We start from the raw sequence: 24,329 nt of genomic DNA on the forward strand, positions 1-24,329 counted from the left end.
ATTGATCGTAAAGCGCGGCGACGTTTTTTTTGCAGACCTTTCACCCGTAGTCGGTTCCGAGCAAGGTGGCGTCAGACCTGTGCTGATCATCCAAAATGATATCGGCAATCGGTTCAGTCCCACCGTGATTGTGGCGGCCATCACCGCCCAGATTCAAAAGGCGAAGCTACCCACACACGTGGAAATCGACGCGGCGACGCATGGCTTTGATCGCGATTCTGTCGTTCTTCTGGAGCAAATTCGGACGATTGACAAGCAAAGGCTTACCGACAAAATCACCCATTTGGATGAAGAAACCATGCGCAAAGTGAGCGATTCGCTACAAATCAGTCTTGGTTTGATTGATTTTTAGGCATTTTTGGAACGACGAGTGAAACGGGAAAAGGGCAGCGCGTGGGCGCTGTCCTTTTGCGTGTCCGATGAAAAATGCAGGCTGGGCCTGGCCTCATCGTTACGTGCTGGCGCTTTGATTCTTTTTTTGTGATAATGAAAGACATGATGAAAGACAAGAGTTGTAAGGAAGAAGGGATAGCTTTGTCTAACGAGGAAACGAAGATGGAAGTCCGGCAGGAGCCGAACGAAGCAGAACGCCAGGAGCGGATTGTCAAACAAGTGGCGAGAGAGCTGTCGCTGGCACTCAAGCAAATCCGGACGACGATCAGTTTGCTGGATGAAGGGAATACGATTCCTTTTATCGCACGATACCGTAAGGAAATGACTGGGGAACTGGATGAAAATCAGCTGCGTGAAATTGAAGATCGTGTGCTGTATTTACGTAATTTGGAGGACCGCAAGGTAGAGGTCATTCGCATTATTGATGAGCAGGGCAAGCTGACAGAAGACCTTCAGGCTGCCATCACTGCTGCGGTTAAGCTTCAGGAAGTGGAGGACCTGTACCGTCCATATCGGCAAAAGCGCAAAACCCGCGCGAGTGTGGCGAAGGAACGGGGGCTGGAGCCGTTGTCCATCTGGATCTGGAGTCAGCCGAAGCAGGGTGATGCTCTGAAGGAAGCTGAGTCCTATGTGAATGCGGAACTGGGAGTGGACAGCGCTGAGGCGGCAATACAAGGAGCTTTGGACATTTTAGCGGAAAATATAGCGGACGACGCGGGTATTCGCCAATGGGTGCGTCGATATACACTGGATCATGGCATGCTAACCTCCGAAGCGAAGGATGCAGAGCAAGAGTCTGTCTACGAGAATTACTACAGCTATCGTGAGCTGGCTAAGAAAATGCCGCCTCATCGTATTTTGGCGATTAATCGCGGAGAGCGTGAAGGCATTCTCAAGGTCGGACTGGAGGTAGCGCCCGATTCGATTCACAATTACGTCGCAGGTCAAGTGATTAAAGGCTCATCCGCCGTGGAAGAGCTGCTGCGCAACGTCATTGAGGATGCATATAAAAGGCTCATCGCACCCTCTATTGAGCGTGAGGTGCGCGCTGAAATGACAGAGAAGGGCGAGCAGCAGGCCATCTCTATCTTTGCGGGCAATTTGCGGAGCCTGCTGTTACAGGCCCCGATCAAGGGCCGCCGTGTGCTCGGTGTCGATCCGGCGTTTCGGACAGGCTGCAAACTGGCGGTCGTAGATGATACGGGCAAGCTGCTGGAAGTCGCGGTGACGTATCCGACACCGCCGAACAACAAAAAGCGTGAGGCTGCCGAGAAATTCAAGCAGCTCATTGCCAAATACAGCATTGAGCTGATCGTCATCGGTAACGGAACGGCTTCGCGTGAAACAGAGCAATTCGTGGCTGAAGTCATCGCAGATATTGGCGACAGCAGCCTGGCGTACCTGATCGTCAATGAGGCAGGCGCGAGCGTTTATTCCGCCTCCAAGCTGGCGCAGGAGGAGTTCCCGGATCTGGACGTGGCTGAGCGCAGCGCGGCATCCATTGCACGTCGTGTGCAGGACCCGTTGGCCGAGCTGGTCAAGATTGAGCCGAAGGCCATTGGTGTAGGCCAGTACCAGCATGATGTGTCACAGAAGCATCTGGATGAAAGCTTGAAGGATGTTGTTGAATCGGCAGTTAACCATGTCGGTGTGGATGTGAATACCGCTTCCTCGGCATTACTGTCCTATGTAGCGGGCATTAACTCGACAATTGCCAAAAATATCGTGAAATACCGTGAGGAAAACGGCAAATTCAACAACCGTCGTCAGTTGCAAAAGGTACCGCGTCTTGGCGCGAAAACCTACGAGCAATCGGTTGGTTTTATCCGTATACCGGGTGGAGAAAATCCGCTGGACCGCACGCCGATTCACCCTGAATCGTATGCTGTCGTAGACCGCCTGTTGGCTGAACTGGGCATCAGCGCCCACGATCTGGGCACCAAGGCTGCGACGGAAGCGCTGAACGTGTCCAGCATTGACGAACTGGCCGCGAAGCTGAAAGTCGGCGTGCCGACGTTGAAGGATATTCTGGACAGCCTCCAGCGTCCGGGCCGCGACCCGCGTGACGAGCTGCCGTTGCCTGTATTCCGTAAGGATGTGCTCAAGATCGAGGATCTGGCACCGGGCATGGAGCTTCAGGGAACCGTCCGCAATGTAATTGATTTCGGTGCGTTCGTCGATATCGGCATCAAGAGTGATGGATTGGTTCATATTTCGCAGCTGCGCAGCGGCTTCGTCAAGCATCCGATGGATGTCGTATCCGTTGGTGATAACGTAACCGTGTGGGTGCTGAATGTAGACTTGAAAAAAGGCAGGGTCGGTCTGACGATGAAAGCTCCGGCAGAAGCGCAATCGCAGGCATAATACTCTACAAATCCGTATAACCGCCTTTAGGGTATAACAAAAGCCGGAATCTCCGAACCACTTCGGAGATTCCGGCCTTCATTTTTTACTGCCCTGAACTTCTACCCATTGTTGGCATCAAACTCTACACCCGGTGCTTTATGATAAAAAAACCAACAGTCATTCAACAGTTTGATCTGGCGCCGGTCCTTTTTGTAAAAGGCCCGCATAAGCTGGTTGCTGAGCCATTGAGGCAAGCCAATCTCCTCCTCTGCGTTACATCTGTATGTTTAGCATATGGGGTGGGTGCCTAAAGTGTGCTTATCAATTGAATGGCTTATGAATTGAGGGTTAGACTTTGGACGCTATTTTGTAATATGCTTGGCAGTATGGAGCAAAGGAGGGGATTGGGGAAGGATGGAGTCCAAGTCCATAAGCAATTCCATGAGCGAGGAAGAGCTTCAGGAATGGGTGGAGCACATTTCAATGGAGAGTTTTGGCGTACCGTTTCGCCATCGTGCCAGCTTTAATTCGCGTCTGTCTTCCACAGGCGGTCGATATTTTATGAAAAGCCATCATATTGAAATTAATCCGCATCAGCTTGCAGCCTACGGGCGGCCCGAGGTGGAAAAAATTATTAAGCATGAGCTGTGCCATTATCATTTGCATTTGCGCGGGATGGGCTACCAGCACCGAGATGCGGATTTCAAAGCATGGTTGGCCCGTGTAGGAGGGAGCAGGCATTGCCAAACTCTACCGGGGAGAGCGGAACGGAAGCCGCAGCCCTATCGCTACAAGCTGGTGTGCGCCTCATGTAGTCAGGAATACTTACGGAAGCGTAAAATGAACCCGCAGCGTTACCGCTGCGGCAAATGCGGAGGTAAACTTCGTCTGCTGGCACTTGACGGCACCCCCTGAATCATGGTAAATTAAATATACTGTATGATAATTTACAGTAATGTTCCCTGATAGCTCAGTTGGTAGAGCACTCGACTGTTAATCGAGTTGTCACAGGTTCGAGTCCTGTTCGGGGAGCCATGGAGAGGTACCCAAGTGGCTATAAGGGGACCCTCTGCTAAGGGGTTAGGCTGCGAAAGCGGTGCGAGGGTTCGAATCCCTCTCTCTCCGTTGGTTTTTCAAATCAGAAAAAGGACGCTTGTATGCATCGGATGATGCTTGCGAGCGTCTTTTTTTGTCTATATTCGATTCTGAAAATAACGATGATCTAAAAAGTGGCACAGCATGTGAATTTTTAGTTTAAAAGGTCGGCTTCGTAAGTTGATCCAGTATATTTAGGAGAGTATGAGCTACGCCATTCTCTACATTGGTCAGGGTAACTTCAGAGCAGACGGCCTTAATGTCGTCATTTGCATTGCCCATAGCGATGCCTTTACCTACCATTGTCAGCATGGAAATATCGTTATAGCTGTCTCCTACCGCTGCGGCTTCCTCCATGGGAATACTCAAATAATCTGCCAGATAACGTAGTGCGTTTCCTTTGGAAGCATCCTTATGCTCGACTTCGAAGTTGCGGTCTGAGGAAATGACCATGTTCAGGCCGGGAAAATCCCGGTAACGCTCACGACCCCGGTTCAGCTTGGTTTGATCAAAGGAGAAGCACAGCACGTTATAAATCTCTACATCCAGCGGAATGTCTTCATACGAGGGGATACGGGTATGTCCGGTCTGTTCATATTGTTTTTCGGCTGCATGTAACAGAGCATCCAGCGAAATATCCGGATTGGCGCTTAACAGGCGATCCATTTCAACAGCCAGTAGCTGATGACCGTTTTGTGGAGAATAAATAGCGCGGTCTGTCATGACCTCATAATAAAAATCGTTTTCGCGCAGCCAGCTAAGCACTTCAAACGTTTCATTCCGGTCCATAGGCGTAGAGGTTAGCTGGCGACGCTGTGCATCGTGTACGGTCGCGCCGTTTGCCCCGATGACGGGGGTGACAAGTCCTGCTTCCTCCAGCTTGATCCAGGCATCATAAGCGGCTCTGCCCGTGGCAATGGTTACCTGAATATCTTGCTGCTGTGCCTTGCGGATTGAGTCCGCGTTCACCTTACTTATTTTTCCTTCGTCGTTTAGCAGAGTTCCATCCAAATCAATCGCAAACAGTTTCATTTCTCCATCTCCTGTCTTCTTCTTTATGTCTCATGCAACTTCTTCCTTTACGGAACAATAATTTCAACATCATGACGGCGAAAAACATCCAGCATGGCCGGGTCTGGCAAGCGGTCGGTGATAACGATATCCACCTCGTATAAATCGGCAAAGCGGTAAGAAAGGTTTTTGCCGAATTTGGAGTGATCCGCAAGAATGATCACCTGATCGGCCTGTTTCATCATTTGGTGCTTGAGCATACCGTCCTCTTCATGATTAATGCTCAGTCCATGGAGAGAAATGCCCCCGACCCCAACAAAAGCTTTGTCTACAAAATAGCGGGACAGGGTAGCGATGGCGGAGGAACCGTAGACAAAACGGTGCTCCTTTTGCAAGCGTCCGCCGAGCAGATGAATGGAAACGCCGTCCTTTTCGGAAAGAACATCAGCCTGATTGATCGAATTGGTAATGACCGAGCACTCCTGTACATGGAGTCTTTCGGCACATGCCTGCACAGTGGTGGAGGAGTCGAGTATGATGCGATTTCCGTCACGAACCATATTGGCAGCTATTTGTCCGATAATTTGTTTTTCTGCGGATACGGTGAGCAGTCTCTCTTTATAGTTTCTGGTTAATTCATGATCCAGTGTAGGCAGAAGGGCACCGCCACGGGTTCGAATAATCTTCTGGTGCTCCTCTAGCTTTACCAGATCCCGGCGGGCCGTATCTCGTGATACATTAAAAAATTCACAAATATCATCCACCGAAATACGCTTGTGAAGCTGTAGGTAATCCACAATTTTTAGCATCCGTTCTTCTTGATACATACAAAGCTCCTTGTGTTCAAAATGATTTCGGTATTATGTAAGTGATTATAAGTAAAGTTAAGTTATTTTGCAATATAATCTCTTTTTATGCTTCTGATTAATGTGAAAAGAGCAAATTTACGTAAGTGAAAATGCGGTTTAATTTTCGGTAAACTACTTGTTTTAAATTTTTTTAAATAAGTATTGCCATTCATTCTTCTATTTGATATACTCTTTCTTGTCGCCAAGTTGGTGTTTAAAAATGCGGCCCGTTGGTCAAGCGGTTAAGACACCTCCCTTTCACGGAGGTAACAGGGGTTCGATTCCCCTACGGGTCATTGTTGTCTTTATGGACTACATGTTATATGCTTAAGGGAAATTCCTGAAGTCTGATGGCGGACATCTTGGATGAACAGCATGAGCCATTAGCTCAGTTGGTAGAGCACCTGACTTTTAATCAGGGTGTCGAAGGTTCGAGTCCTTCATGGCTCACCATTTATATTTTATTATGCGGTCGTGGTGGAATGGCAGACACGCTATCTTGAGGGGGTAGTGAGCGTATGCTCGTGGAGGTTCGAGTCCTCTCGACCGCATCAATGAATAAACGGAAAAGTCTCTGGTAGTAGAGGCTTTTTTTTGTTTGTGCAGTAATGTAATAAAGTAATTATTATGAAGAAATAATGATTCCATAGTATAATATAAAGCCATAATGTTATAGAATGATAAGTATAAACTGATGAAGTGATGGTGAAAAATATGGACACTCAACTGTTAGGGAATATATCAGAAAATATTTTGGGCTTGTTTCCAATGGTGAAGAAGAAATTTTTCACCTACGGTCCGCTCGATTTCCCATTACATTTGTCGCCTAATAACTTTCAGGCATTACTGTTGCTGCGAGAAGTGCGTTTGTCTACGGTATCTGATTTGTCCAAACTACTTAATGTCTCACGCCCGAACATGACTCCTCTGCTGGACAAGCTGGTGGAGCTTGGGTTGGCTGACCGCCAGTCGTGTGACTCGGATCGCAGAGTCGTGAACGTGGCGATTACAGAAGAAGGCGATGCTTTTTGTGAACAGGTATTTCATACCTTTTCCAATAAAATTCAAGAGAGACTGGTGCTTCTGCCAGAAGAAGATTTATCACACTTGAGTGAAACTTTGAACGAATTGAAGCAGATTCTACTTAAAATTGACAACTATAATTTGTAATGGGTGTACACGAGCTGACTGAGGGCCGCCATTTTCTTCGGAAAATAGGCGGTTTTTGTTGCATATTGTGGTATAATGAAAGCCAACATACATAATTCGGCAATTTTGGCACACGTGATCTTTGAAATGGGAACAGGGGACATGATATGGTTATTTGAGAGTCTGCTGGGGAGGAAGGAACTTCTATGCAATCTATTTACCAACGTATTGAAGAACTTATCAAGGAACGTGGAATGACAAAAAAAGCGTTCTGCGAGCAGTTGGGTATTAGTACAGGGAACTTTGGGGACTGGAAAAGAGGAAAAACGACGCCAGGCACGAATAAGCTCATTGAAATCGCTTCGTTTTTTAATGCCAGTCTGGATTGGATCATGTTGGGGCGCAATGTGCAGGGTGAGGCGCTGAGGGAGTCGAGAGACCCTTATTTTTTTGGAGTTTCAGGGCAACTGGATTGCCAGGGGGAATCGCTTAGCGAGGTGGAAAAGGATTTTATACTTGAGTATATTGAATTTACCCGCTTTCGTAAAGAGAAAAGGCAGGAAGGTTCCACTACGGAATAATCGGGTGCGGAATATTAAAGTAATGATAACCGAATAAGTATGGTTGAAATTTTGGGAATAGTTCAAGAAAAAGTTAGGGTGTCGGAGGGGATAATTTTGGGAGACCAAACGATTTATCAGCGAATTGAAGCCTTGATTAAGGATCGGGGAATGACGAAGAAGGCGTTTTGTGAAAAGCTCAAAATCAGCTCGGGTAATCTTGGAGACTGGAGAAGAGGTAAAACAACGCCGGGAACGATGCATTTAATCCAGATTTCGGACTTTTTTAATGTATCGCTGGATTGGTTAATGAAAGGCGTCAAACCGGGTGAGGGTGTACTTCAGGAGCAGAAGGCTGCTTATTTTTTTGGAGTGATGGGGCCATTGAATTGCCAGGCAGAGGATCTGGATACAGAAGAACAGAATTTCATATTAGAATATGTGGAATTTGCGAAATATCGTAAGCAAAAAGGTGAGAATGACAAAACACAGCCTGAATGATCTTCTCGCTAAAGATCACTCAGGTTGAAAACCCGTAAAACGGACCGACGGGTTCGATTGACGAGTTTATTTGGGTTGCCGATGTTATAGCGTGCCGCATGCTTGGGGGACGCTCACATCGTTGGTTTCAGAGTGGTGATGCCTCCTTATAATCGTTATCGTCGATGTTGAGGATTGCAGCAACTTGTTTTCTGTACCTTTGTGCTTTGCGGGTGCCGTGAATCAGATTGGACAAGCGTGAAGGCGGGATGTTATGCGTTTCACAAAATGTTTTCTGATCCAGCCGAAGTTCGACAAGCCTTTGTTTGATGGCCCACCCTAAGGAGGTGACAGGCATTTTGTTGTTCAAGTGAAATCGCCCCTTACGGATTCTTGCGGAATAATTGGTGTGTTATAATAATCATCAGTAAACATGTTAGAATTAACCATCTAAAACTATGATACACGTTTATACGTGTTTTTACAATCTAAAATACGTAATTCAGATAAAAATATAACTTAATTAAGTGATGGATGTCTGGATAATCCATCTGGAGCCTGTTAATTGTGCGAAATTGCAGTTGTATTCTGGATAAAAAGAGCACTCTGCCACTGGAAAAAGTGGTGGGAGTGCTTTTGTCGTTGGTACTGGATTGGTGAAAACAGGCATCAGGGGGATGCTGTAGGCGTATAATGGGGCCGGACAAAGGAATCAGTGAATTTCACCCGCGCTGGTGGTTGCTGCTCATATAGGGTGGCTGAGCAATGTAGGAGCTGGACCAATGCCTATGCAGAAGGCCACGCTGAAATGCGGTTGGCTCAGACTCTGGGGTGTTGAATTGTTTCCATGCGGTTAGAAGCTCGTTGGTCATTCGCTGAATAACAGGATTCTTTTCCTCATAAGGGGGATTAAGCAGCTTGGAAGCATCTTCGACACAGAAGGACACTGCTGCGGCAAGGTAGCCGTGAATGGTCTGCTCTACATCATTTCCAAGGGAAACGTTAATCCAACTATGAACGGTTGCAAGTGTACCAATCGCATTGTATTGGATGAGTGTAGCTTCGAGTTGGTCGAATTCAAGCCAAGGGTACAAGGCTTTGGCGAGCTTAAGCAGGCGTTGGCCGGATAGGCGTGACTCTTTCACGTGTTGTAGGGAAGAGCGCTGGGCGTGCAGCATTTTATCAATGAGGGCGATACGCCAACCATCATTTTGCTGAACGGCAATATAAAGGCTTTTGATAGCCATGCCATCGAGGGATGTGAACTGAGGAAGCAGATCAGTGCGTGCATAGTGTTCCAGGTCTTGTAAACAGGTTAAGCGGCCATTGCGAAACAGCTCCTCCAGCCCGTAGGAACGAGTGAAGCCACCGACAGGCAGGGAAGGGTCCAACAGCAATGCGTAGTTCAGCAAACGATTGCCTTTGTGCAATGCGGTTCGCCTCCTTGGAGTAGAATGTTTATGTTATATTAAATGACTTTAAAAATGAATTCAGAAAAAATTTAGAGATATTATGTAATATATATTTACACTCATAGTGTTGATATGTCAAATTAAATATTTTTATAGCTTTTATATGTTAGATTATTTGACATAAAAATAATTATTGTATTTATGTTTACAAATAGAATGCAAGGGAGTATAATAAATCTGTTGCCTCAAAACATTAGAATTTGCGGTCGTGGTGGAATGGCAGACACGCTATCTTGAGGGGGTAGTGGGCGTACGCCCGTGGAGGTTCGAGTCCTCTCGACCGCATTACATGCAAGACACAGTTAAAAAAGCATCCTGACACGTTTTTGACGTGATTGGCTGCTTTTTTTGTTATATAAGCCGAACTAAAATATCCCTTTTTCCTAGCCACAGGAGCAGCCGTTTGGATTGGCTGCTTGTGAACAGGGATGGACCTGTCAGCTTTGTTGCAAGAGCTTCTCGATATCCCCCGCCAATTTATCCGGAGTTGTCTGTGGGGCATAGCGCTTAAATACGTTACCTTCGCGTGTAATCAAAAATTTAGTAAAATTCCATTTGATTGCTTTGGAGCCTAATACGCCCGGAGCTGTTTGGGTGAGGTAGCGGAATAAAGGGTGCGCCTGATCGCCATTGACATCTATTTTGGCAAACATCGGAAATGTAACTCCATAGTTGATCTGGCAAAACTCCGAAATTTCCTCGCTGGAACCCGGCTCTTGCTTGGCAAACTGGTTGCTGGGAAACCCTAAGATTTCAAGACCCCGCTCATGGTATTGGTCATATAGCTCTTGTAGCGCCTTGTATTGGGGGGTTAGCCCGCATTTGCTGGCTGTATTCACGATGAGCAGTACTTTTCCTTCGTATGTGGACAACGGAATTTCTTTCCCTTGCAGGGTTTGTGCATCATGTTCATAAACGGTCATGGTTTTCCTCCTAATTTGATATTCTACAATTAAATTGTAAGCAATTTAACGAAGAGTTGCAAGTCTATAAATAGATGTAATGCGCCGTCTGCTGCTGTAAAATCGTATTTTGTCCAAAACGGCAAATGGCACTGCAAATGGGGCAAATAGCGGTGTTTCTCATGGTAAAAACAGGTTCAATCGGCGTTTATCAGGTACATACAGCACTTTTCCTTTCTCTTTTACAAAAAAAGGACAAAAAATGCTCCCCATACGCCAATATTGACATGCCTCTTCATTTTCGAAAAGGGATGAAAAACCGAGATTGAAGGAGCTGGGAGAAGGATATTTGTGTTGTAAGCGCTATTATTAATCTTTTATGCTCCAAAGACCGATTTATAACCCCGCAGGTGAGCTTTACAGTGTTCCTTGCGCGGGTGTATGATTCAAGACGTAATTTCAAATTAAGTGAATGAAGCAGCAACGAATTGTCTATAGCGCTGAATTTTGCAGTTGCAAAAGCGGGGGAACCAAACGAGATCTATGCGGCTTTTAAAGGGCCGAGTGTCTCAAGGGGTGAATTTTCTGGCCAAGTGTCAGAAATAGGGCGACTCTCACGTCCGAATCCGACAGCTAACCTCGTAAGCGTACAGGGAGAGGCAACAAACCGCCGTGTGCAGCCATGGTTTATTTTATCATGGTTACGTAAGAAGCCGGAGGAAAGCCTTTTTCCTTTGGCTTCTTTTTGTTGTCTTTTTATACCGGGAGAGGAGCTACTGATGGAAGGTCGGCTAATCATTGTCACTGCACCGAATGAAACGGGCAGAAATTTTGTGAAATTGCTTATGTTCAAAAAACTGGCGTTTGCGGTTCTTACGAATAGCGCTCAGGAGGAACGACAGCTCAAAAAAATGGGTGTGGAGCATATTGTGCGCATCAATACGATGCAAGCGGGGAAATGGAATTTTCCCAAAAAAGAAATTGGCTGCGTGTATTTGTTCGAGAACAGCTTGAATCTGACGTGCCGTTTTCTGCAAATATGCCGGCCGCTGACATCAGATTCGATCTATGTCATTACACACGGCTGTAATCCTCAAGGGATTTATCGAGGTTTGGGAGCGGACCATGTGATCTACACTTTGAATGGAGAGGTGGGTTTCCTGCTGAACGGATAGTCGCTTACGATATGGCTAATATAAATTAAAATTTTCAAAGTAATTGTATGTTGATTTTACGAGGGTGTAAGAATAACGATCTGAGGACAGATACGGGAGGGTATGAACATGATGGATATATACATGCTGCTCGTGATGGCTGCGAGTTATGGAGTGATACTGCTGTTTGTACGCTGGTGTGATGCACAGACCTCCAAAGGAGGGCGAAAAGGATGATGGTTGTGCTTACGCTTACGGCTATTGTGTTTGTGTATTTAATCTACGCACTCCTGAATCCTGAAAAGTTCTAATCAGCTAAACAGGATCAAGCGGGCGGGGAACAGCAGATCATGGATGAAGCATCAGAGGCAGCGGGCTTTCGCAAACGTGTGCAACGCCTGGTGCTACGAACCCGTCTGTTATTCCAAACGCAGGAGCATTTTGGAGGAGGGAATAGATGATGGAGCTGCTGCAAATTGGAATTGTGATTGTGATATTGCTGCTCTTGGTGAAACCAGTGGGCACCTATATGTATCATGTATTCTCAAATGAACCGAATCGGACGGACCGAGTGTTTGGCGGGACGGAGAAGCTGATTTACAAGGTTATAGGATTGAAAAAGCTGGAGAGCATGCGTTGGACCACGTATGTGATGAGCTTTATCGCTACGAATGTCGTGCTTGTGGCGATCAGCTATGTGCTACTGCGCTTGCAGGGACTGCTCCCCGGTAATCCGGCTGGAAACGACAATATGGAAGCGTCACTGGCTTTTAATACAGTGATCAGCTTTATGACCAATACGAATCTCCAGCATTACAGCGGAGAAAGTGGACTTACGTATATGACGCAGATGGCGTTCGTTACGATGATGATGTTTACTTCGGCTGCTTCCGGTTTTGCGGTTGCTGCGGCTTTTATGAGAGGATTGACGCGGCGCGGTGAAGGAATGGGCAACTTTTTTCAGGATTTTATCAAAGCAATTATACGGATTTTTCTTCCGTTGGCCTTTGTGCTTACGCTGGTGCTGGTCGGACTGAAAGTACCGCAGACGCTTCAGCCTACGGCGGATATCACGACGATGAGTGGAACACAGCAACAGATTGCCTTGGGACCCGTTGCTTCGATGGAATCGATCAAGCACTTGGGGACGAACGGGGGGCGGTTTCGATGGGGCCAACTCGGCGCATCCTTTTGAAAATCCAAGTCCCTGGACGAATGTGCTGGAAATTTTGGCGATGTGGGTGATGCCAGCTTCTCTGCCGTATACCTTTGGGCTGTTCGCTCGTAATCGCAAGCAGGGGTGGATTATTTTTAGCTCCATGATGGTACTGTTTCTCGTATTCCTATCTATTACGTACGTGTCAGAGAAAACGGGTAATCCGCTGATTCAGGCACTGGGGGTGGATGCTTCTCAGGGAAGCATGGAAGGGAAAGAGGTCCGCTTCGGCATCGGACAATCGGCACTGTTCACGGCGGTAACGACGGCGGCTACGACAGGTTCGGTCAATAATATGCACGATACACTGACCCCGCTGGGCGGTATGGCTGCTTTGGGTGAAATGATGCTGAACGTCATTTTCGGCGGTAAGGGTGTCGGGCTGATGAATATGCTGATGTACGCGATTCTGGGTGTATTTATATGTGGATTGATGGTCGGCAGGACCCCGGAATTTATGGGCAGGAAGATTGAAGGCAAGGAAATGAAGCTGATCGCAATTGCCATTTTGGTACATCCGTTTCTCATTTTGGTGCCGACTGCGCTCGCTTTTATGAGTCATTGGGGATACGATGCGGTCACAAACCCCGGATATCACGGGTTGACTCAGGTGTTATATGAATATGCGTCATCTGCGGCTAATAACGGTTCGGGATTTGAGGGGCTTGCGGATAACAACGTATTCTGGAACGCGACAACGGGTATCGTTATGTTCTTCGGACGATATGTATCGATTGTTGCACTGTTAGCTGTAGCAGCTTCATTGAATGCCAAAGCACCGACTCCAGTGACGACAGGCACACTTCGTACGGACAACAAGCTGTTTGGGGCGATTCTGATCGGGGTTGTGCTGCTGATTGGTGCGTTGACCTTCTTGCCCGTCATCGTATTGGGGCCTGTGGCTGAATTTTTGACCATGTGAAGAAGATGAACATGAAGAAGAAATTGAGAATGGATGAACGGGGTGCTTGATCATGAAGGAACAACGCAAACGCATGCTGGATAAAAGCATCTTGAAGCATGCGATCAAGGATAGCTTTATGAAATTAAATCCGATGATCATGATGAAAAATCCTGTCATGTTCGTCGTGGAGATCGGCACTTTGGTTGTGTTGCTGATGCTGCTGTTTCCCGGTTATTTTGGAACGGGTAATGAAATGGGCTTTAACCTGGCTGTTTTTATCATCCTGTTGTTCACGTTGCTCTTTGCTAACTTTGCTGAAGCGCTCGCAGAGGGTCGGGGTAAAGCACAAGCTGCCTCTTTGAAAAAATCCAAGCAGGACACACAAGCTAACAAGCTTGTCGGGGATGAGATTCAGGTGGTCAGCTCAACCGAGCTGCGGAAAGGTGACATTGTGATGGTGTCCCAGGGCGAGATGATTCCGAGCGATGGTGAGGTTATTGAAGGTCTTGCCTCAGTGGATGAATCGGCGATTACGGGAGAATCGGCTCCGGTGATCAAGGAATCGGGTGGTGATTTTTGCTCGGTAACCGGCGGGACGCGTGTGGTTAGTGACCGGATTAAGGTCCGGATTACGACAGAACCGGGTGAGACGTTCATTGATAAAATGATTTCGCTCGTGGAAGGCGCACAGCGGCAAAAGACGCCGAACGAGATTGCGCTGAATACCCTGCTGATCAGCCTAACGATTATTTTTCTGATCGTGGTAGTGACACTAGCACCGATTGCTCGTCATTTTAACATCGATCTGCCTGTTCCCATACTTATCTCGTTACTGGTCTGTCTGATTCCGACGACGATTGGAGGACTGCTGTCAGCCATCGGGATTGCCGGTATGGACCGGGTCACGCAGTTTAACGTGCTGGCGATGTCAGGCAAGGCGGTAGAAGCATCTGGAGACATCAATACAATGATTCTGGACAAAACGGGTACAATTACCTTCGGTAACCGGATGGCGAGCCAATTCGTGCCTGTAGGGGGCGTAGAGGAAACAAAGTTAGTAAAGTGGGCTGCGATGAGCTCGATGAAGGATGAGACGCCCGAGGGGCGCTCAGTTCTGGAGTTGATGCGCAAGCAGGAGTACACACTGGATGAATCCTTGGCAGCAGGAGGGACCTTTATCGAGTTCAAGGCGGAAACCCGGATGAGTGGTCTGGATCTGGCCGATGGACGAAAGGTACGTAAGGGCGCGGTGGACTCTGTCCGGCAGTGGGTACTATCGCAAAACGGCAGCGTCCCAGCCGATCTGGAGGAAAAGGCGAATCAGGTGGCCTCTGAAGGAGGTACGCCGCTGGCTGTCGCGCTGGATGATCAGATGTATGGCATTATTTATTTGAAGGACACGGTGAAGCCGGGCATGAAGGAGCGGTTCGATCAGCTCCGGGAAATGGGTATCCGTACGATCATGTGTACAGGGGATAATCCGCTGACTGCTGCGACGATTGCGCGGGAAGCGGGTGTGGATGATTTTGTGGCTGAAAGCAAGCCAGAGGATAAGATCGCGGTTATTCGTCGTGAGCAGGAGCTGGGAAAGCTGGTTGCCATGACCGGGGACGGTACGAATGATGCTCCTGCGCTGGCGCAGGCTGACGTTGGGCTTGCCATGAATAGTGGCACGGTCGCAGCCAAGGAAGCCGCCAATATGGTGGACCTGGATTCCGATCCGTCCAAAATTATTGAGGTGGTCGCTATCGGAAAGCAGTTACTCATGACACGCGGTGCTTTGACGACATTCAGTATCGCGAACGATGTTGCCAAATATTTTGCCATTATTCCGGCGATGTTCATGCTGGCGATTCCGCAAATGAGCGCATTGAACGTAATGGGGCTTGGCTCTCCGTTGTCCGCTATTTTGTCGGCGCTGATCTTTAATGCTGTTATTATTCCGCTTCTGATCCCGCTGGCCATGAAGGGCGTGAAGTATAAGCCCATGAGCTCGGATCGCCTGCTGGGACGGAATTTGCTGATTTACGGTTTGGGCGGTATGGTGGTGCCGTTTGTTGGCATTAAAGCCATTGATTTGCTAGTGCATTTGTGGATTTAACGCAGCCTGTGAAGGTGTGCATCTTGGATACTGAATGGAAGCGGAAAGGGTGAGCAATATGAGTGGCTTTTATCGGATGATGTCTGGACGCAGATTTGCTGCCCACGAAAAAGCCGGGTCTGCCCGGCAGGGGAATAACAAGCGTCCAGAGGGGGCTGTGCCGAATGGACAGTCGGAGAGAGAAGAGATGCGGGGAGGCACCATTATAGGAGTAGCCTTGCGTACCTCGGTGCTGATGATCCTCCTGTGCGGCCTCGCTTATCCGCTGGTTAGCACGGGCGTGGCACAGGTATTGTTTCCGCAGCAGGCGAATGGCAGTATGCTTCGTAATGCCGAGGGTCAGGTAGTCGGCTCCGAGCTGATCGGGCAGTCCTTTGCCAATCCGGCGTTTTTTCAGGGGCGGGTATCGAGCATAGATTATAATGGGGCCGGTTCAGGCTCCAGTAACTACGCACCGTCCAATCCGGCCTTGATACAGCGGGTCAAGGATTCCATAGCGGATTGGCAGAAAAATAACCCGGATGTACCGATCAGTCAGGTTCCGGTGGACCTGATTACGAACTCCGGCTCTGGTCTGGACCCGCATATCTCGCCGCAGGCGGCACAGGTTCAGATCCCGCGTATTAGCGGCTTGACCGGTATTGCGCAGGATAAGCTGAAGGCACTGGTGCAGGAGCAGACCGAAGGACGCAGTGCCGGAGTGTTTGGTGAGCCACGTGTGAACGTGCTCAAGCTGAACCTCGCGCTTGAAGCCCAAACGCGGGCCCAGCCTGCCAAGCGGTAAGTCTAGAGGTTGGAATAGAGCGATCAAAAAAAGGTATCCCGCAGCCATTTGGGCTAGTGAGATACCTTTTTCTTGATTTTAAAGTGTTGCTTATCTCTCAATGACCTGAAATGGTTTGAATGATAAGCACCACATTCAAAACAATGATGACGGCGGTCACGATCCAGGTTAATACTTTTTGCCATGTTTTGTTCGCAAACTCACCCATACGCTTTTTGTCGCTGGTGAAGATCAGCAATGGGATGATGGCAAAGGGAAGCTGGATGGACAGAATAACCTGACTTAGTACCAGCAGCTCTTCGGCCCCTTTTTCACCCGCGATAGCTGTGACGATTACCGCTGGAATGATAGCAATGAGTCGGGTCACCAGACGGCGCAGCCAAGGCGCGAGACGAAGGCTGAGAAAGCCCTCCATGACGATTTGCCCGGCTAAGGTACCGGTTACGGTTGAATTCTGACCGGAAGCGAGCAGCGCCACCCCGAACAGGATACTCGCGAGTGTGGTTCCGAGCAATGGCGACAGCAGATAGAAAGCATCGCTGATTTCCGCCACATCGGTTTTTCCTGCTGTATGGAACACGGCTGCGGCCACGATCAGAATGGCGGCATTGATAAACAGGGCGAACATGAGTGCTATACTCGAATCCCATGTCGCGAATTTGATAGCCTCCCGTTTGCCTGCTGACGTCTGCTCGAATTTACGAGTTTGTACGATGGACGAATGCAGGTACAGGTTATGGGGCATCACGGTAGCACCCATAATACCAATGGCGATATACAGCATGCTTGGGTTGGTCAAGATTTGCGAGTCCGGCACAAAGCCACCTAACACGCCGCTCCATTCCGGTTGGGCCAAAATGAGATTGATGCCAAAGCAGCCGGCAATCGTCACCATCAGTACAATGACCAGCGTTTCCAAAGCACGAAAACCTTTGTTTTGCAGCAATAAAATGAGCATGACATCGAATGCAGTAATCAGGACACCGTACAATAGGGGTATGCCGAACAGCAGCTTGAGTGCAATGGCTGAACCGATGACCTCGGCCAAATCCATGGCTGCAATAGCGATTTCGCATAAAAGCCATAAGCCGATCGCGACCGGGTGACTGTAGGCTTCACGGCACATTTGAGCCAAATCTTTACCTGTGGCAATGCCGAGCTTGCCGGATAAGGCCTGCAGCAAGATGGCCATCAGATTAGAGATCAGAATGACACTGAGCAGTGTATAGCCAAATTGCGATCCGCCCGCAATGTCTGTAGCCCAGTTGCCGGGGTCCATATAGCCGACAGCGACCATATAGCCGGGTCCGGCAAAGGCTAGGAATTTCCGAAACCACGTGCCGTTCTTCGGGACGTTCAAGGAACGATTCACTTCCGCTAGTGAAGCGATTTCCGCCAAGTTACCTTTTGTATTTCTCATACGCTTCACCTTCTTTATTCATGTTGAAATATATTATTAGTGACATAATGATTGCCTTATCCCTATTGTACACCCACAATAGTTTTTGTCTAGTGCAACTTTTGTGTGGTCAAGCAAATTAATCTTATTTTATAGATATAATGAAAAAATCAAGCTTTCCCTTCATTCATATTTCAAATGATTCATTTTGTGTGGTTCGTTTAAAGTACATACGAGAAGGAAATCATCATTAATATGACGATAATCCCAGCCAGCAGAATGTAAAACATAAAAGAAGGAGAGATGAAATCATGGAAGCATTATACACAGCATCAGCAACGGTACATGGTGGAAGAGACGGCTCTGTCGCTTCCTCGGACGGAGTTTTGAAGCATAAGCTCAGTACGCCGAAGGAATTGGGTGGCGCAGGTGGAGAGGCAACGAATCCGGAGCAATTGTTTGCGGCAGGCTATGGTGCATGTTATGAGAGCGCATTGGCTAATGTAGCCCGCAAAGCCAAGGTAAAGGTAGACAATGTTGAGGTCACCAGCCACGTGTCCATCGGCAAGGACCCGAGCGACGGCGGCTTCCAATTAGCGGTGCGTCTGGACGTGAAAATACCGGGTGTTGAGCGTCCCCAAGCCGAAGATTTGGCACGTCAGGCGCATGATTTTTGTCCATACTCCAAAGCGACTCGCGGCAACATTGACGTTGAGCTGAACGTCATTTGATCACGAAACACATCATCTCTACGTTCCAGCCGCTGATTGATCGGCGGCTTTTGCATATAGACCTTGATTCGCCGAGATCCGCGACCATTTGACATCATCGCCAAAATTCATTAAGATGGCTTAGGTGATTCTGGTCATCAGGTACGAAACAAATTTGAAAAATACGGGTGATATGATGTCTTACAGACCGAATATTGTTAATTTCACGCTGGCTGGCAGCAACGAAAAAGAAGGGCTTTATGAGTTTAAAATGAGTTTGGCCGATGGAACGGAGTGCCGCGTTTTTTCTCAACGTAATCCGGAGTGGATCTTGACGAATATCAGTCGATTGCTAACGACGCCTTGCCCGGTATGTCATAAGGATTTTATCTGCAAGTGTATGGATAAGTTCCATGATGAGTTTTTAGAGCAAATTAAATCGAAACAGCTGTTTGAGAAAGCATTGAGCTAGTTCTCAAAACAGGTAAAAGCCTATACATTGTTAAACAAGCGTCGGATGATTTCGGCGTTTTTTTGTTTATACTATATTGCTGATTATATTCTGTTGTTTATTTCCTGGAGGTGAAATGCATTTATGAAGCAATCTGACGATGCTTATCGAAATCCTTCTCAGCAAGATTATTCAATTGTGTTGGTGGATGGTGTATGCCATTTTTGTCAGGGGGCGGCCCGCTTCATTATTAAGCGTGACCCGAAGGGGAGGTTTCATTTTGGTTCCTTGCAATCCGAGCAGGGACAAAAGCTATTGCGTGCAGGAGGATTGTCAACGGATAAGCTGGATACGTTCGTACTAATTGAAGGCGGTATGTATTACACGAGGTCAACCGCAGCTCTGCGGATTGCCAGACGTCTTCGTTTTCCATATCCGCTGGCCTATGTCTTCATCCTCGTCCCCCGCTTTATACGCAATGCAGTCTATAGCTGGGTGGCACGTAACCGATACCGCTGGTTTGGCAAGGATGAGGAGGATCAATGTCAGATCCCCCCACCAGAAATGAGGCAACGATTTTTTTAACTGTTCAGGATTCAGGTTTCGGAGGAGCAGCTTCCTTATTAGCGCCCTTTTTGGAGCGATGACGACGGATTAGCCATATCACAATTGCCGTAATGAGGATCAGGCCCGCAACGGCTACATATATAATATGACGCACATTGGGTACGTTGACGGATAGCTTTAGCTCATTAGGCTCTAATGGGGCAATATCCCAACGTAGCGTTTTCCCGTCTGCCGATACACTGTCGGCATTGCTCGCAGCGGGCTGGATCGGTAAGGATAGGCTAAAATTAAGATCAAGCTGCCGCTCCAGTATTTTGCGTGCGAACACATTCATTTGCTCCAATTTGTCACTCAGTCCCCGAGCTTCTTCAGGAAGCATTCGTGGCAGATCGAGCTTCATTGTAAGATCAACATTCGTTGTGAAAAAATGTTGAGTCACAGCGCTTTTAAATTCTAATCCCTCAGGTAGATTTAAACCCAGAATGGGATTTTTTCCGCTTGTACTCCAATCTCCTTGATAGTGCCCCTTGATTTGATAACCCTTTCTTCCCTGCTCAGATAGTGGCTTAACATTTAGACTGTTGCCTTGAATCCGCTTGGCCAAGCGGTCCAGTAGCCCGGGATTATTCAGCATCAACAGCGTCTGATTGTTTACACTGAACGAAGCATCCATATCCACGCTCTGATCCAGATGAACGTCTACATGGACATCCCCACGTGCACAGGAAGTGAGAGGGATCAGACAGCACAGCAACACAAAAATGGGCAGCATTTTCCGTGTTTGATTTTGTTGATGCTTGTCCCGGTAAGGGTCGTATTCTGTTTGCTCCATGATCTTCACCTTCTTTATATATGTTCTTTCATTTAACGATTGGATATCTTCTATATATTACACATTCGGAGAGCTAAAATCGAACGAGCTGACAGTATAAATAGATTTTTATATTTAATATGTTTACCTAGGGAAACATTTTAGTGTATACTCTAAAAAATAGTATTAGTAAAAAACAATTGATAACACGAAATAGTTTGTCCTGAATGCATATAAATAGAGGAGGATATTGAAACATGAATAAACGGTTTAAGGCGGCTGTACCGCGTTGGGCTTTGATTGCAGGAACATTGTTCCTGATTTTAGTTGCAGCAAGTGCATGCACTAATGGTAAGAAGGCGGAGCAGGGAGCTGCCGGGGAGGCGGGGCAAAAAATAAAGGCCACAGCTACTATTGGCATGATTTCTGATATTGTCGGCAAGGTAGGCGGTAATCATGTGGAGGTCACAGGCATTATGAGATCAGGCGTTGACCCGCATTTGTACAAGGCTTCTCAGGGAGATATGCGCAAACTGGATCAGGCAGATATTATTTTTTATAACGGGTTGCATCTGGAAGGAAAAATGCAGGACATTTTGGAGAAGATCGGCAAGCAAAAACCTGTCGTACCTGTATCCAAAAATATTGCTCAGGATCAGTTGCGCTCAGGTAGCCCGGAAATGGGGTCGGAGCATGATCCGCATATCTGGTTTAACGTACAAAACTGGATGTCTGCGGTAGAAACCGTCAGAGATGAATTGTCTGCGCTTGATGCTGCTCATGCGGAGGATTATAAGGCGAATGCAGAAGCCTATCTCGCTGAGCTGCGGAAGCTGGATGATTACACGCGGGAGCAGATTGCCAGCATACCGGAAGCCCAGCGCGTGCTCGTCACGGCCCATGATGCTTTTGGCTATTTCGGAGATGCATACGACATTCAAGTGAAAGGGCTTCAAGGAATGAGTACAGAATCAGAAGCGGGCTCTCAGGATGTGACCAAGCTGCGTGATTATTTGGTTGAACATAAAATCAAGGCCATATTCGTAGAATCCAGCGTTCCGAGAAAGGCCATAGATGCGGTCATTCAGGGAGCGGCTCAGCAGGGTCATACGATCAAGGTTGGTGGCGAGTTGTACTCGGATGCCATGGGTGAAGAGGGCACGGAAGACGGTACGTATATTGGAATGGTCAAGCATAACGTCAATACGATTGTTAAAGCTCTTAATTAAAGGAGGAGGCAACACATGAGGCATTCACCGCTTGTGGTTCGTGATTTATCTGTAGCTTATCAAAAAAAGCCCGTTCTGCTTGACGTTTCCTTCGAGGTGCCAGAAGGCAAGCTGATTGGTATTATCGGTCCGAACGGGGCTGGGAAGTCCACGCTGATCAAGGCTGCGCTGGGACTAATACCAAAGCTCAGGGGCGAGGTGTTGGTTTACGGCAAGCCTTATAAACAGCAGTTGCTCAAGGTTGGTTATGTGCCGCAACGTGAGTCGGTAGATTGGGATTTTCCAACGAATGCGCTGGATGTGGTCATGATGGGACGATATGGCAGACTTGGTTGGTTCAAGCGGCCGGGAGCCGCTGATCGTCAGGCTGCGCTGGAAAGTCTGGACAAGGTAGGCATGAGCGACTATGCGGACAGGCAGATCAGTCAGTTATCCGGCGGGCAGCAGCAGCGTGTTTTTCTAGCCAGAGCACTTGCGCAGGACGCTCAGCTTTATTTTATGGATGAACCGTTTGTAGGTGTGGACGCTGCAACAGAAAAAGCCATTATTTCATTGCTCACAGATCTGAAGCGGCAAGGAAAAACCGTACTTGTCGTTCATCATGATTTGTCTACGGTCACAGATTATTTTGATCAGGTCATGCTGCTAAACGGGCATCTGATGGGGTTCGGAGAGACGGCAGATATTTTCACCGAGGAAAATCTGCAACGTACGTATGGCGGACGTCTGAGCATACTCAAAACAGGTCCGGATTCCGGATCGATACTCGGAGTGAGGTGAGCGGTATGACAAGCTTGGCTACGCTTTTGGCCGATCCGAATATGCAGTGGATTTTACTGGGCTGCATCTTGCTCGGTTTAAGCAGCGGCGTGATTGGCAGCTTTATGTATTTGCGCAAGCAGTCGCTCATGGGGGATGCTTTGGCACATGCGGCTTTGCCGGGGGTATGTGTAGCGTTTATGATTACGGGCACAAAATCCGTATTTGGATTTATGATCGGGGCCGCCATTGCAGGTATTGTTGCAACCTTTGCCATCAGTGCGCTGACCCGATACTCACGAATCAAAAGCGATTCGGCGATTGCGGCCGTGCTGTCTGTATTTTTCGGCTTTGGCATTATGCTCTTGACGGAAATCCAGCACAGCGGGGCGGGGAATCAGAGCGGGCTGGATAAATTTCTGTTCGGTCAGGCAGCGGCGATGGTATTGTCTGATGTTTACACGATGGCGGCCATTTCGGTGGTACTGATCGGGATCTGTATATTGTTCTTCAAGGAATTTAAGCTGCTTAGCTTTGATCCCGGCTTTGCCCGTGGACTTGGTTTTCCGGCAGGCTTGCTGGATAAGCTGTTGATGCTGCTGATTGTTATTGCGGTGGTTGCCGGTATTCAGGCGGTGGGTGTCATTATGATGGCGGCCTTGTTAATTACACCCGCGGTGTCTGCAAGATACTGGACGGAGAAGCTGGGGGTCATGGTGTGTCTGTCGGGTTTGTTTGGTGCTATAGCGGGCTTCGGTGGAACAATTATTAGTTCTCTGGGACAAAATCTGCCCACAGGGCCGTTGTGTGTGCTGTGTGCGACTGTCGTGTTCGGGGTGAGTCTGGTTTTTGCACCGCAGCGTGGATTGATTTCCAAGGCTATCGTTCGGTTGAACGCCAAAAAGAATCTGGAGCTGGCAGCTGCAACACAGCCAGGAAAGGAGCATGCCCTGTGAGTACATTTTATGTGATCTTGACTGGAATGTTAGTGGCAGGGGGATGCAGCATTGTCGGCTGTTTTCTCGTGCTACGAAAAATGGCCATGATTGGTGATGCCATCAGCCATGCCGTGTTGCCAGGGATTGTCATTGCCTTTTTGATCAGCGGGTCCAGGGATTCGGTGTGGATGATGTTTGGTGCAGCGGTATTGGGACTCCTTACGGTGTATCTGATTCAGCTGTTCCAACAAAGTGGTCTGCAAAGTGACGCCGCCATTGGTGTGGTGTTTACGACACTGTTTGCCATAGGTGTTCTGCTGGTTAGTGTGTTTGCTTCCAATGTCCATCTGGATATGGATCACGTGCTATATGGTGAGATTGCATATGTGCCGTGGAATACATTGGAGATTGCCGGCGTAGATGTCGGTCCGAGAGCGCTTTGGATTACGGGTGCGATGTTTTTGATTAATTTGCTCGTGGTAGGAGTATTTTTCAAACAATTTAAAATCACTTCTTTCGATCCTGCGCTGGCGGCTTCGATAGGTATTCCGGTTGTTTTTTTTCACTATCTGCTGATGAGTCTCGTCTCGCTTACGACGGTGGCATCGTTTGAGAGCGTGGGTGCGATTCTGGTGGTCGGAATGCTCGTGGTACCGCCTCTTACGGCTTATCTGCTGACGGAGAAGTTATCCCGTATGATTGTGTACAGCGTCGGGTTGGGGGCGATCAGTTCGGTAGCAGGCTTTTACATAGCAAGTGTACTGGATGCCTCTATTGCCGCATGTATGCTGTGTGTATCGGGTTTGCTGTTGCTGTTGGCCTTTCTCTTTTCCCCGTCCCATGGGGTGGTGTGGCAAAAGCTGTTCCAGCAACGAGGACTGGTTCGTGAAGACAGCAAGTAATTCGCAGAAAGCGATCATCTATGAGTGCCTAAAATAGCGTGCAGACAGGTAGAAAATGCCTGAATGCGCGTTTTTTTGCGCGTATGCTGCCCTGTGTGACTTATTTGGCGCAAGCTGGAGCGGATCGTCTTGAATTGTTGGGGACACG

Annotated in this window: 25 protein-coding genes, 6 tRNA genes, 1 pseudogene and 1 riboswitch; of the genes and pseudogenes, 24 read left to right on the plus strand and 8 right to left on the minus strand. The window is 48.0% G+C overall.

The features are described 5' to 3' along the window. Nucleotide 1 precedes the first annotated feature (1 nt). Together QMK20_RS06395 and QMK20_RS06400 are read left to right on the plus strand one after the other, a co-directional pair. The gene (locus tag QMK20_RS06395) at nucleotides 2–352 is read left to right on the plus strand and encodes a type II toxin-antitoxin system PemK/MazF family toxin (RefSeq protein ID WP_007429335.1); all 351 of its coding nucleotides are present in this window, start codon (nucleotides 2–4) and stop codon (nucleotides 350–352) included. Between the two features lie 182 nt (nucleotides 353–534). Next, nucleotides 535–2,757: a Tex family protein gene (locus QMK20_RS06400; protein WP_283655062.1), complete on the plus strand. Its 2,223-nt coding sequence runs from the start codon at nucleotides 535–537 to the stop codon at nucleotides 2,755–2,757. 101 nt (nucleotides 2,758–2,858) lie between these two features. Here QMK20_RS06400 and cmpA read toward each other — a convergent pair whose 3' ends face one another. Continuing rightward, a complete protein-coding gene (gene cmpA / locus QMK20_RS06405; RefSeq protein WP_007429337.1) occupies nucleotides 2,859–2,993 on the minus strand; it encodes a cortex morphogenetic protein CmpA in 135 nt (44 codons plus the stop codon). Nucleotides 2,994–3,153: 160 nt separating this feature from the next. On the opposite strand from cmpA, the gene QMK20_RS06410 reads away from it, so the two are divergent. The 3 genes from QMK20_RS06410 to QMK20_RS06420 all read left to right on the plus strand — a co-directional run bounded on the left by QMK20_RS06410 (nucleotide 3,154) and on the right by QMK20_RS06420 (nucleotide 3,864). After that, nucleotides 3,154–3,654 (plus strand): SprT family protein, encoded by a 501-nt coding sequence (locus QMK20_RS06410; RefSeq protein ID WP_283655063.1) that lies wholly within the window; start codon nucleotides 3,154–3,156, stop codon nucleotides 3,652–3,654. Nucleotides 3,655–3,698: 44 nt separating this feature from the next. Further along, nucleotides 3,699–3,774: transfer RNA gene (locus QMK20_RS06415), tRNA-Asn, on the plus strand. A 1-nt stretch (nucleotide 3,775) separates the two neighbouring features. Then, nucleotides 3,776–3,864, plus strand: a tRNA-Ser gene (locus tag QMK20_RS06420). 129 nt (nucleotides 3,865–3,993) lie between these two features. Here the strand turns inward: QMK20_RS06420 and QMK20_RS06425 are convergent. Together QMK20_RS06425 and QMK20_RS06430 are read right to left on the minus strand one after the other, a co-directional pair. Beyond that, nucleotides 3,994–4,866: a Cof-type HAD-IIB family hydrolase gene (locus tag QMK20_RS06425; RefSeq protein ID WP_283655064.1), complete on the minus strand. Its 873-nt coding sequence runs from the start codon at nucleotides 4,864–4,866 to the stop codon at nucleotides 3,994–3,996. A 47-nt stretch (nucleotides 4,867–4,913) separates the two neighbouring features. Beyond that, nucleotides 4,914–5,672, minus strand: a complete 759-nt coding sequence (locus QMK20_RS06430; RefSeq protein ID WP_044644752.1) for a DeoR/GlpR family DNA-binding transcription regulator — start codon at nucleotides 5,670–5,672, stop codon at nucleotides 4,914–4,916. A gap of 245 nt (nucleotides 5,673–5,917) precedes the next feature. On the opposite strand from QMK20_RS06430, the gene QMK20_RS06435 reads away from it, so the two are divergent. The 6 genes from QMK20_RS06435 (at nucleotide 5,918) to QMK20_RS06460 (ending at nucleotide 7,903) form a co-directional block, all read left to right on the plus strand. Continuing rightward, nucleotides 5,918–5,989, plus strand: a tRNA-Glu gene (locus QMK20_RS06435). A gap of 81 nt (nucleotides 5,990–6,070) precedes the next feature. Continuing rightward, nucleotides 6,071–6,146: transfer RNA gene (locus QMK20_RS06440), tRNA-Lys, on the plus strand. 15 nt (nucleotides 6,147–6,161) lie between these two features. Further along, nucleotides 6,162–6,244, plus strand: a tRNA-Leu gene (locus QMK20_RS06445). A gap of 163 nt (nucleotides 6,245–6,407) precedes the next feature. Next, on the plus strand, nucleotides 6,408–6,863 hold the full coding sequence (locus QMK20_RS06450; protein ID WP_283655065.1) for a MarR family winged helix-turn-helix transcriptional regulator: 456 nt from the start codon (nucleotides 6,408–6,410) through the stop codon (nucleotides 6,861–6,863). A 185-nt stretch (nucleotides 6,864–7,048) separates the two neighbouring features. Further along, nucleotides 7,049–7,423: a helix-turn-helix domain-containing protein gene (locus tag QMK20_RS06455; protein ID WP_283655066.1), complete on the plus strand. Its 375-nt coding sequence runs from the start codon at nucleotides 7,049–7,051 to the stop codon at nucleotides 7,421–7,423. A gap of 96 nt (nucleotides 7,424–7,519) precedes the next feature. Continuing rightward, nucleotides 7,520–7,903, plus strand: coding sequence for a helix-turn-helix domain-containing protein (locus QMK20_RS06460; protein ID WP_014280376.1), 384 nt, complete (start codon nucleotides 7,520–7,522; stop codon nucleotides 7,901–7,903). A gap of 127 nt (nucleotides 7,904–8,030) precedes the next feature. On the opposite strand, the gene QMK20_RS06465 is transcribed toward QMK20_RS06460, so the two are convergent. Both QMK20_RS06465 and QMK20_RS06470 read right to left on the minus strand, forming a co-directional pair. After that, a complete protein-coding gene (locus QMK20_RS06465) occupies nucleotides 8,031–8,252 on the minus strand; it encodes an XRE family transcriptional regulator (RefSeq protein ID WP_134910706.1) in 222 nt (73 codons plus the stop codon). 352 nt (nucleotides 8,253–8,604) lie between these two features. Further along, entirely contained in the window at nucleotides 8,605–9,294 is a 690-nt protein-coding gene (locus tag QMK20_RS06470) for an urease accessory protein UreF (protein WP_349361957.1), read from the minus strand. A gap of 262 nt (nucleotides 9,295–9,556) precedes the next feature. On the opposite strand from QMK20_RS06470, the gene QMK20_RS06475 reads away from it, so the two are divergent. Continuing rightward, nucleotides 9,557–9,639: transfer RNA gene (locus QMK20_RS06475), tRNA-Leu, on the plus strand. 152 nt (nucleotides 9,640–9,791) lie between these two features. On the opposite strand, the gene QMK20_RS06480 is transcribed toward QMK20_RS06475, so the two are convergent. Beyond that, on the minus strand, nucleotides 9,792–10,277 hold the full coding sequence (locus QMK20_RS06480) for a glutathione peroxidase (protein ID WP_283655068.1): 486 nt from the start codon (nucleotides 10,275–10,277) through the stop codon (nucleotides 9,792–9,794). A 467-nt stretch (nucleotides 10,278–10,744) separates the two neighbouring features. Further along, a riboswitch (cyclic di-AMP (ydaO/yuaA leader) is annotated at nucleotides 10,745–10,920 on the plus strand. Between the two features lie 115 nt (nucleotides 10,921–11,035). Here QMK20_RS06480 and QMK20_RS06485 point away from each other — a divergent pair. From QMK20_RS06485 to kdpC, 5 genes and pseudogenes are all read left to right on the plus strand, one after another. Beyond that, nucleotides 11,036–11,431 (plus strand): hypothetical protein, encoded by a 396-nt coding sequence (locus QMK20_RS06485; protein WP_283655069.1) that lies wholly within the window; start codon nucleotides 11,036–11,038, stop codon nucleotides 11,429–11,431. A 215-nt stretch (nucleotides 11,432–11,646) separates the two neighbouring features. Continuing rightward, nucleotides 11,647–11,721: a K(+)-transporting ATPase subunit F gene (gene kdpF / locus QMK20_RS27565; protein WP_223264321.1), complete on the plus strand. Its 75-nt coding sequence runs from the start codon at nucleotides 11,647–11,649 to the stop codon at nucleotides 11,719–11,721. Between the two features lie 149 nt (nucleotides 11,722–11,870). Continuing rightward, nucleotides 11,871–13,548 (plus strand): annotated as a pseudogene (gene kdpA / locus QMK20_RS06490) (potassium-transporting ATPase subunit KdpA). Nucleotides 13,549–13,600: 52 nt separating this feature from the next. After that, a complete protein-coding gene (gene kdpB / locus QMK20_RS06495) occupies nucleotides 13,601–15,631 on the plus strand; it encodes a potassium-transporting ATPase subunit KdpB (RefSeq protein ID WP_283655070.1) in 2,031 nt (676 codons plus the stop codon). A gap of 58 nt (nucleotides 15,632–15,689) precedes the next feature. After that, nucleotides 15,690–16,415 (plus strand): potassium-transporting ATPase subunit KdpC, encoded by a 726-nt coding sequence (gene kdpC, locus QMK20_RS06500; protein WP_283656220.1) that lies wholly within the window; start codon nucleotides 15,690–15,692, stop codon nucleotides 16,413–16,415. Between the two features lie 97 nt (nucleotides 16,416–16,512). Here kdpC and QMK20_RS06505 read toward each other — a convergent pair whose 3' ends face one another. Then, complete coding sequence (locus QMK20_RS06505) at nucleotides 16,513–17,835, minus strand: Nramp family divalent metal transporter (RefSeq protein WP_283655071.1); 1,323 nt, start codon at nucleotides 17,833–17,835, stop codon at nucleotides 16,513–16,515. A gap of 290 nt (nucleotides 17,836–18,125) precedes the next feature. On the opposite strand from QMK20_RS06505, the gene QMK20_RS06510 reads away from it, so the two are divergent. The 3 genes from QMK20_RS06510 (at nucleotide 18,126) to QMK20_RS06520 (ending at nucleotide 19,560) form a co-directional block, all read left to right on the plus strand. Then, nucleotides 18,126–18,545 carry an organic hydroperoxide resistance protein gene (locus QMK20_RS06510; protein ID WP_283655072.1) on the plus strand — a complete coding sequence of 140 codons (420 nt, stop codon included), beginning with the start codon at nucleotides 18,126–18,128 and terminating at the stop codon, nucleotides 18,543–18,545. 124 nt (nucleotides 18,546–18,669) lie between these two features. Further along, a complete protein-coding gene (locus tag QMK20_RS06515) occupies nucleotides 18,670–18,996 on the plus strand; it encodes a hypothetical protein (protein ID WP_137062016.1) in 327 nt (108 codons plus the stop codon). Nucleotides 18,997–19,119: 123 nt separating this feature from the next. Next, nucleotides 19,120–19,560 carry a thiol-disulfide oxidoreductase DCC family protein gene (locus QMK20_RS06520; protein ID WP_283655073.1) on the plus strand — a complete coding sequence of 147 codons (441 nt, stop codon included), beginning with the start codon at nucleotides 19,120–19,122 and terminating at the stop codon, nucleotides 19,558–19,560. A 4-nt stretch (nucleotides 19,561–19,564) separates the two neighbouring features. On the opposite strand, the gene QMK20_RS06525 is transcribed toward QMK20_RS06520, so the two are convergent. Then, nucleotides 19,565–20,374, minus strand: a complete 810-nt coding sequence (locus tag QMK20_RS06525; protein WP_283655074.1) for a DUF3153 domain-containing protein — start codon at nucleotides 20,372–20,374, stop codon at nucleotides 19,565–19,567. 236 nt (nucleotides 20,375–20,610) lie between these two features. On the opposite strand from QMK20_RS06525, the gene QMK20_RS06530 reads away from it, so the two are divergent. The 4 genes from QMK20_RS06530 to QMK20_RS06545 are packed head-to-tail and all read left to right on the plus strand — an operon-like array spanning nucleotide 20,611 to nucleotide 24,181. Next, complete coding sequence (locus tag QMK20_RS06530; protein ID WP_283655075.1) at nucleotides 20,611–21,582, plus strand: metal ABC transporter solute-binding protein, Zn/Mn family; 972 nt, start codon at nucleotides 20,611–20,613, stop codon at nucleotides 21,580–21,582. Between the two features lie 15 nt (nucleotides 21,583–21,597). Continuing rightward, complete coding sequence (locus QMK20_RS06535; protein ID WP_283655076.1) at nucleotides 21,598–22,362, plus strand: metal ABC transporter ATP-binding protein; 765 nt, start codon at nucleotides 21,598–21,600, stop codon at nucleotides 22,360–22,362. A gap of 5 nt (nucleotides 22,363–22,367) precedes the next feature. Continuing rightward, nucleotides 22,368–23,297 carry a metal ABC transporter permease gene (locus QMK20_RS06540; RefSeq protein ID WP_283655077.1) on the plus strand — a complete coding sequence of 310 codons (930 nt, stop codon included), beginning with the start codon at nucleotides 22,368–22,370 and terminating at the stop codon, nucleotides 23,295–23,297. Continuing rightward, nucleotides 23,294–24,181: a metal ABC transporter permease gene (locus QMK20_RS06545; RefSeq protein ID WP_283655078.1), complete on the plus strand. Its 888-nt coding sequence runs from the start codon at nucleotides 23,294–23,296 to the stop codon at nucleotides 24,179–24,181. Before QMK20_RS06540 ends, QMK20_RS06545 begins: the two co-directional genes overlap by 4 nt. Nucleotides 24,182–24,329 lie beyond the last annotated feature (148 nt).

Source organism: Paenibacillus sp. RC334 (assembly GCF_030034735.1).
GTDB classification, from domain to species: Bacteria; Bacillota; Bacilli; order Paenibacillales; family Paenibacillaceae; genus Paenibacillus; species Paenibacillus terrae_A.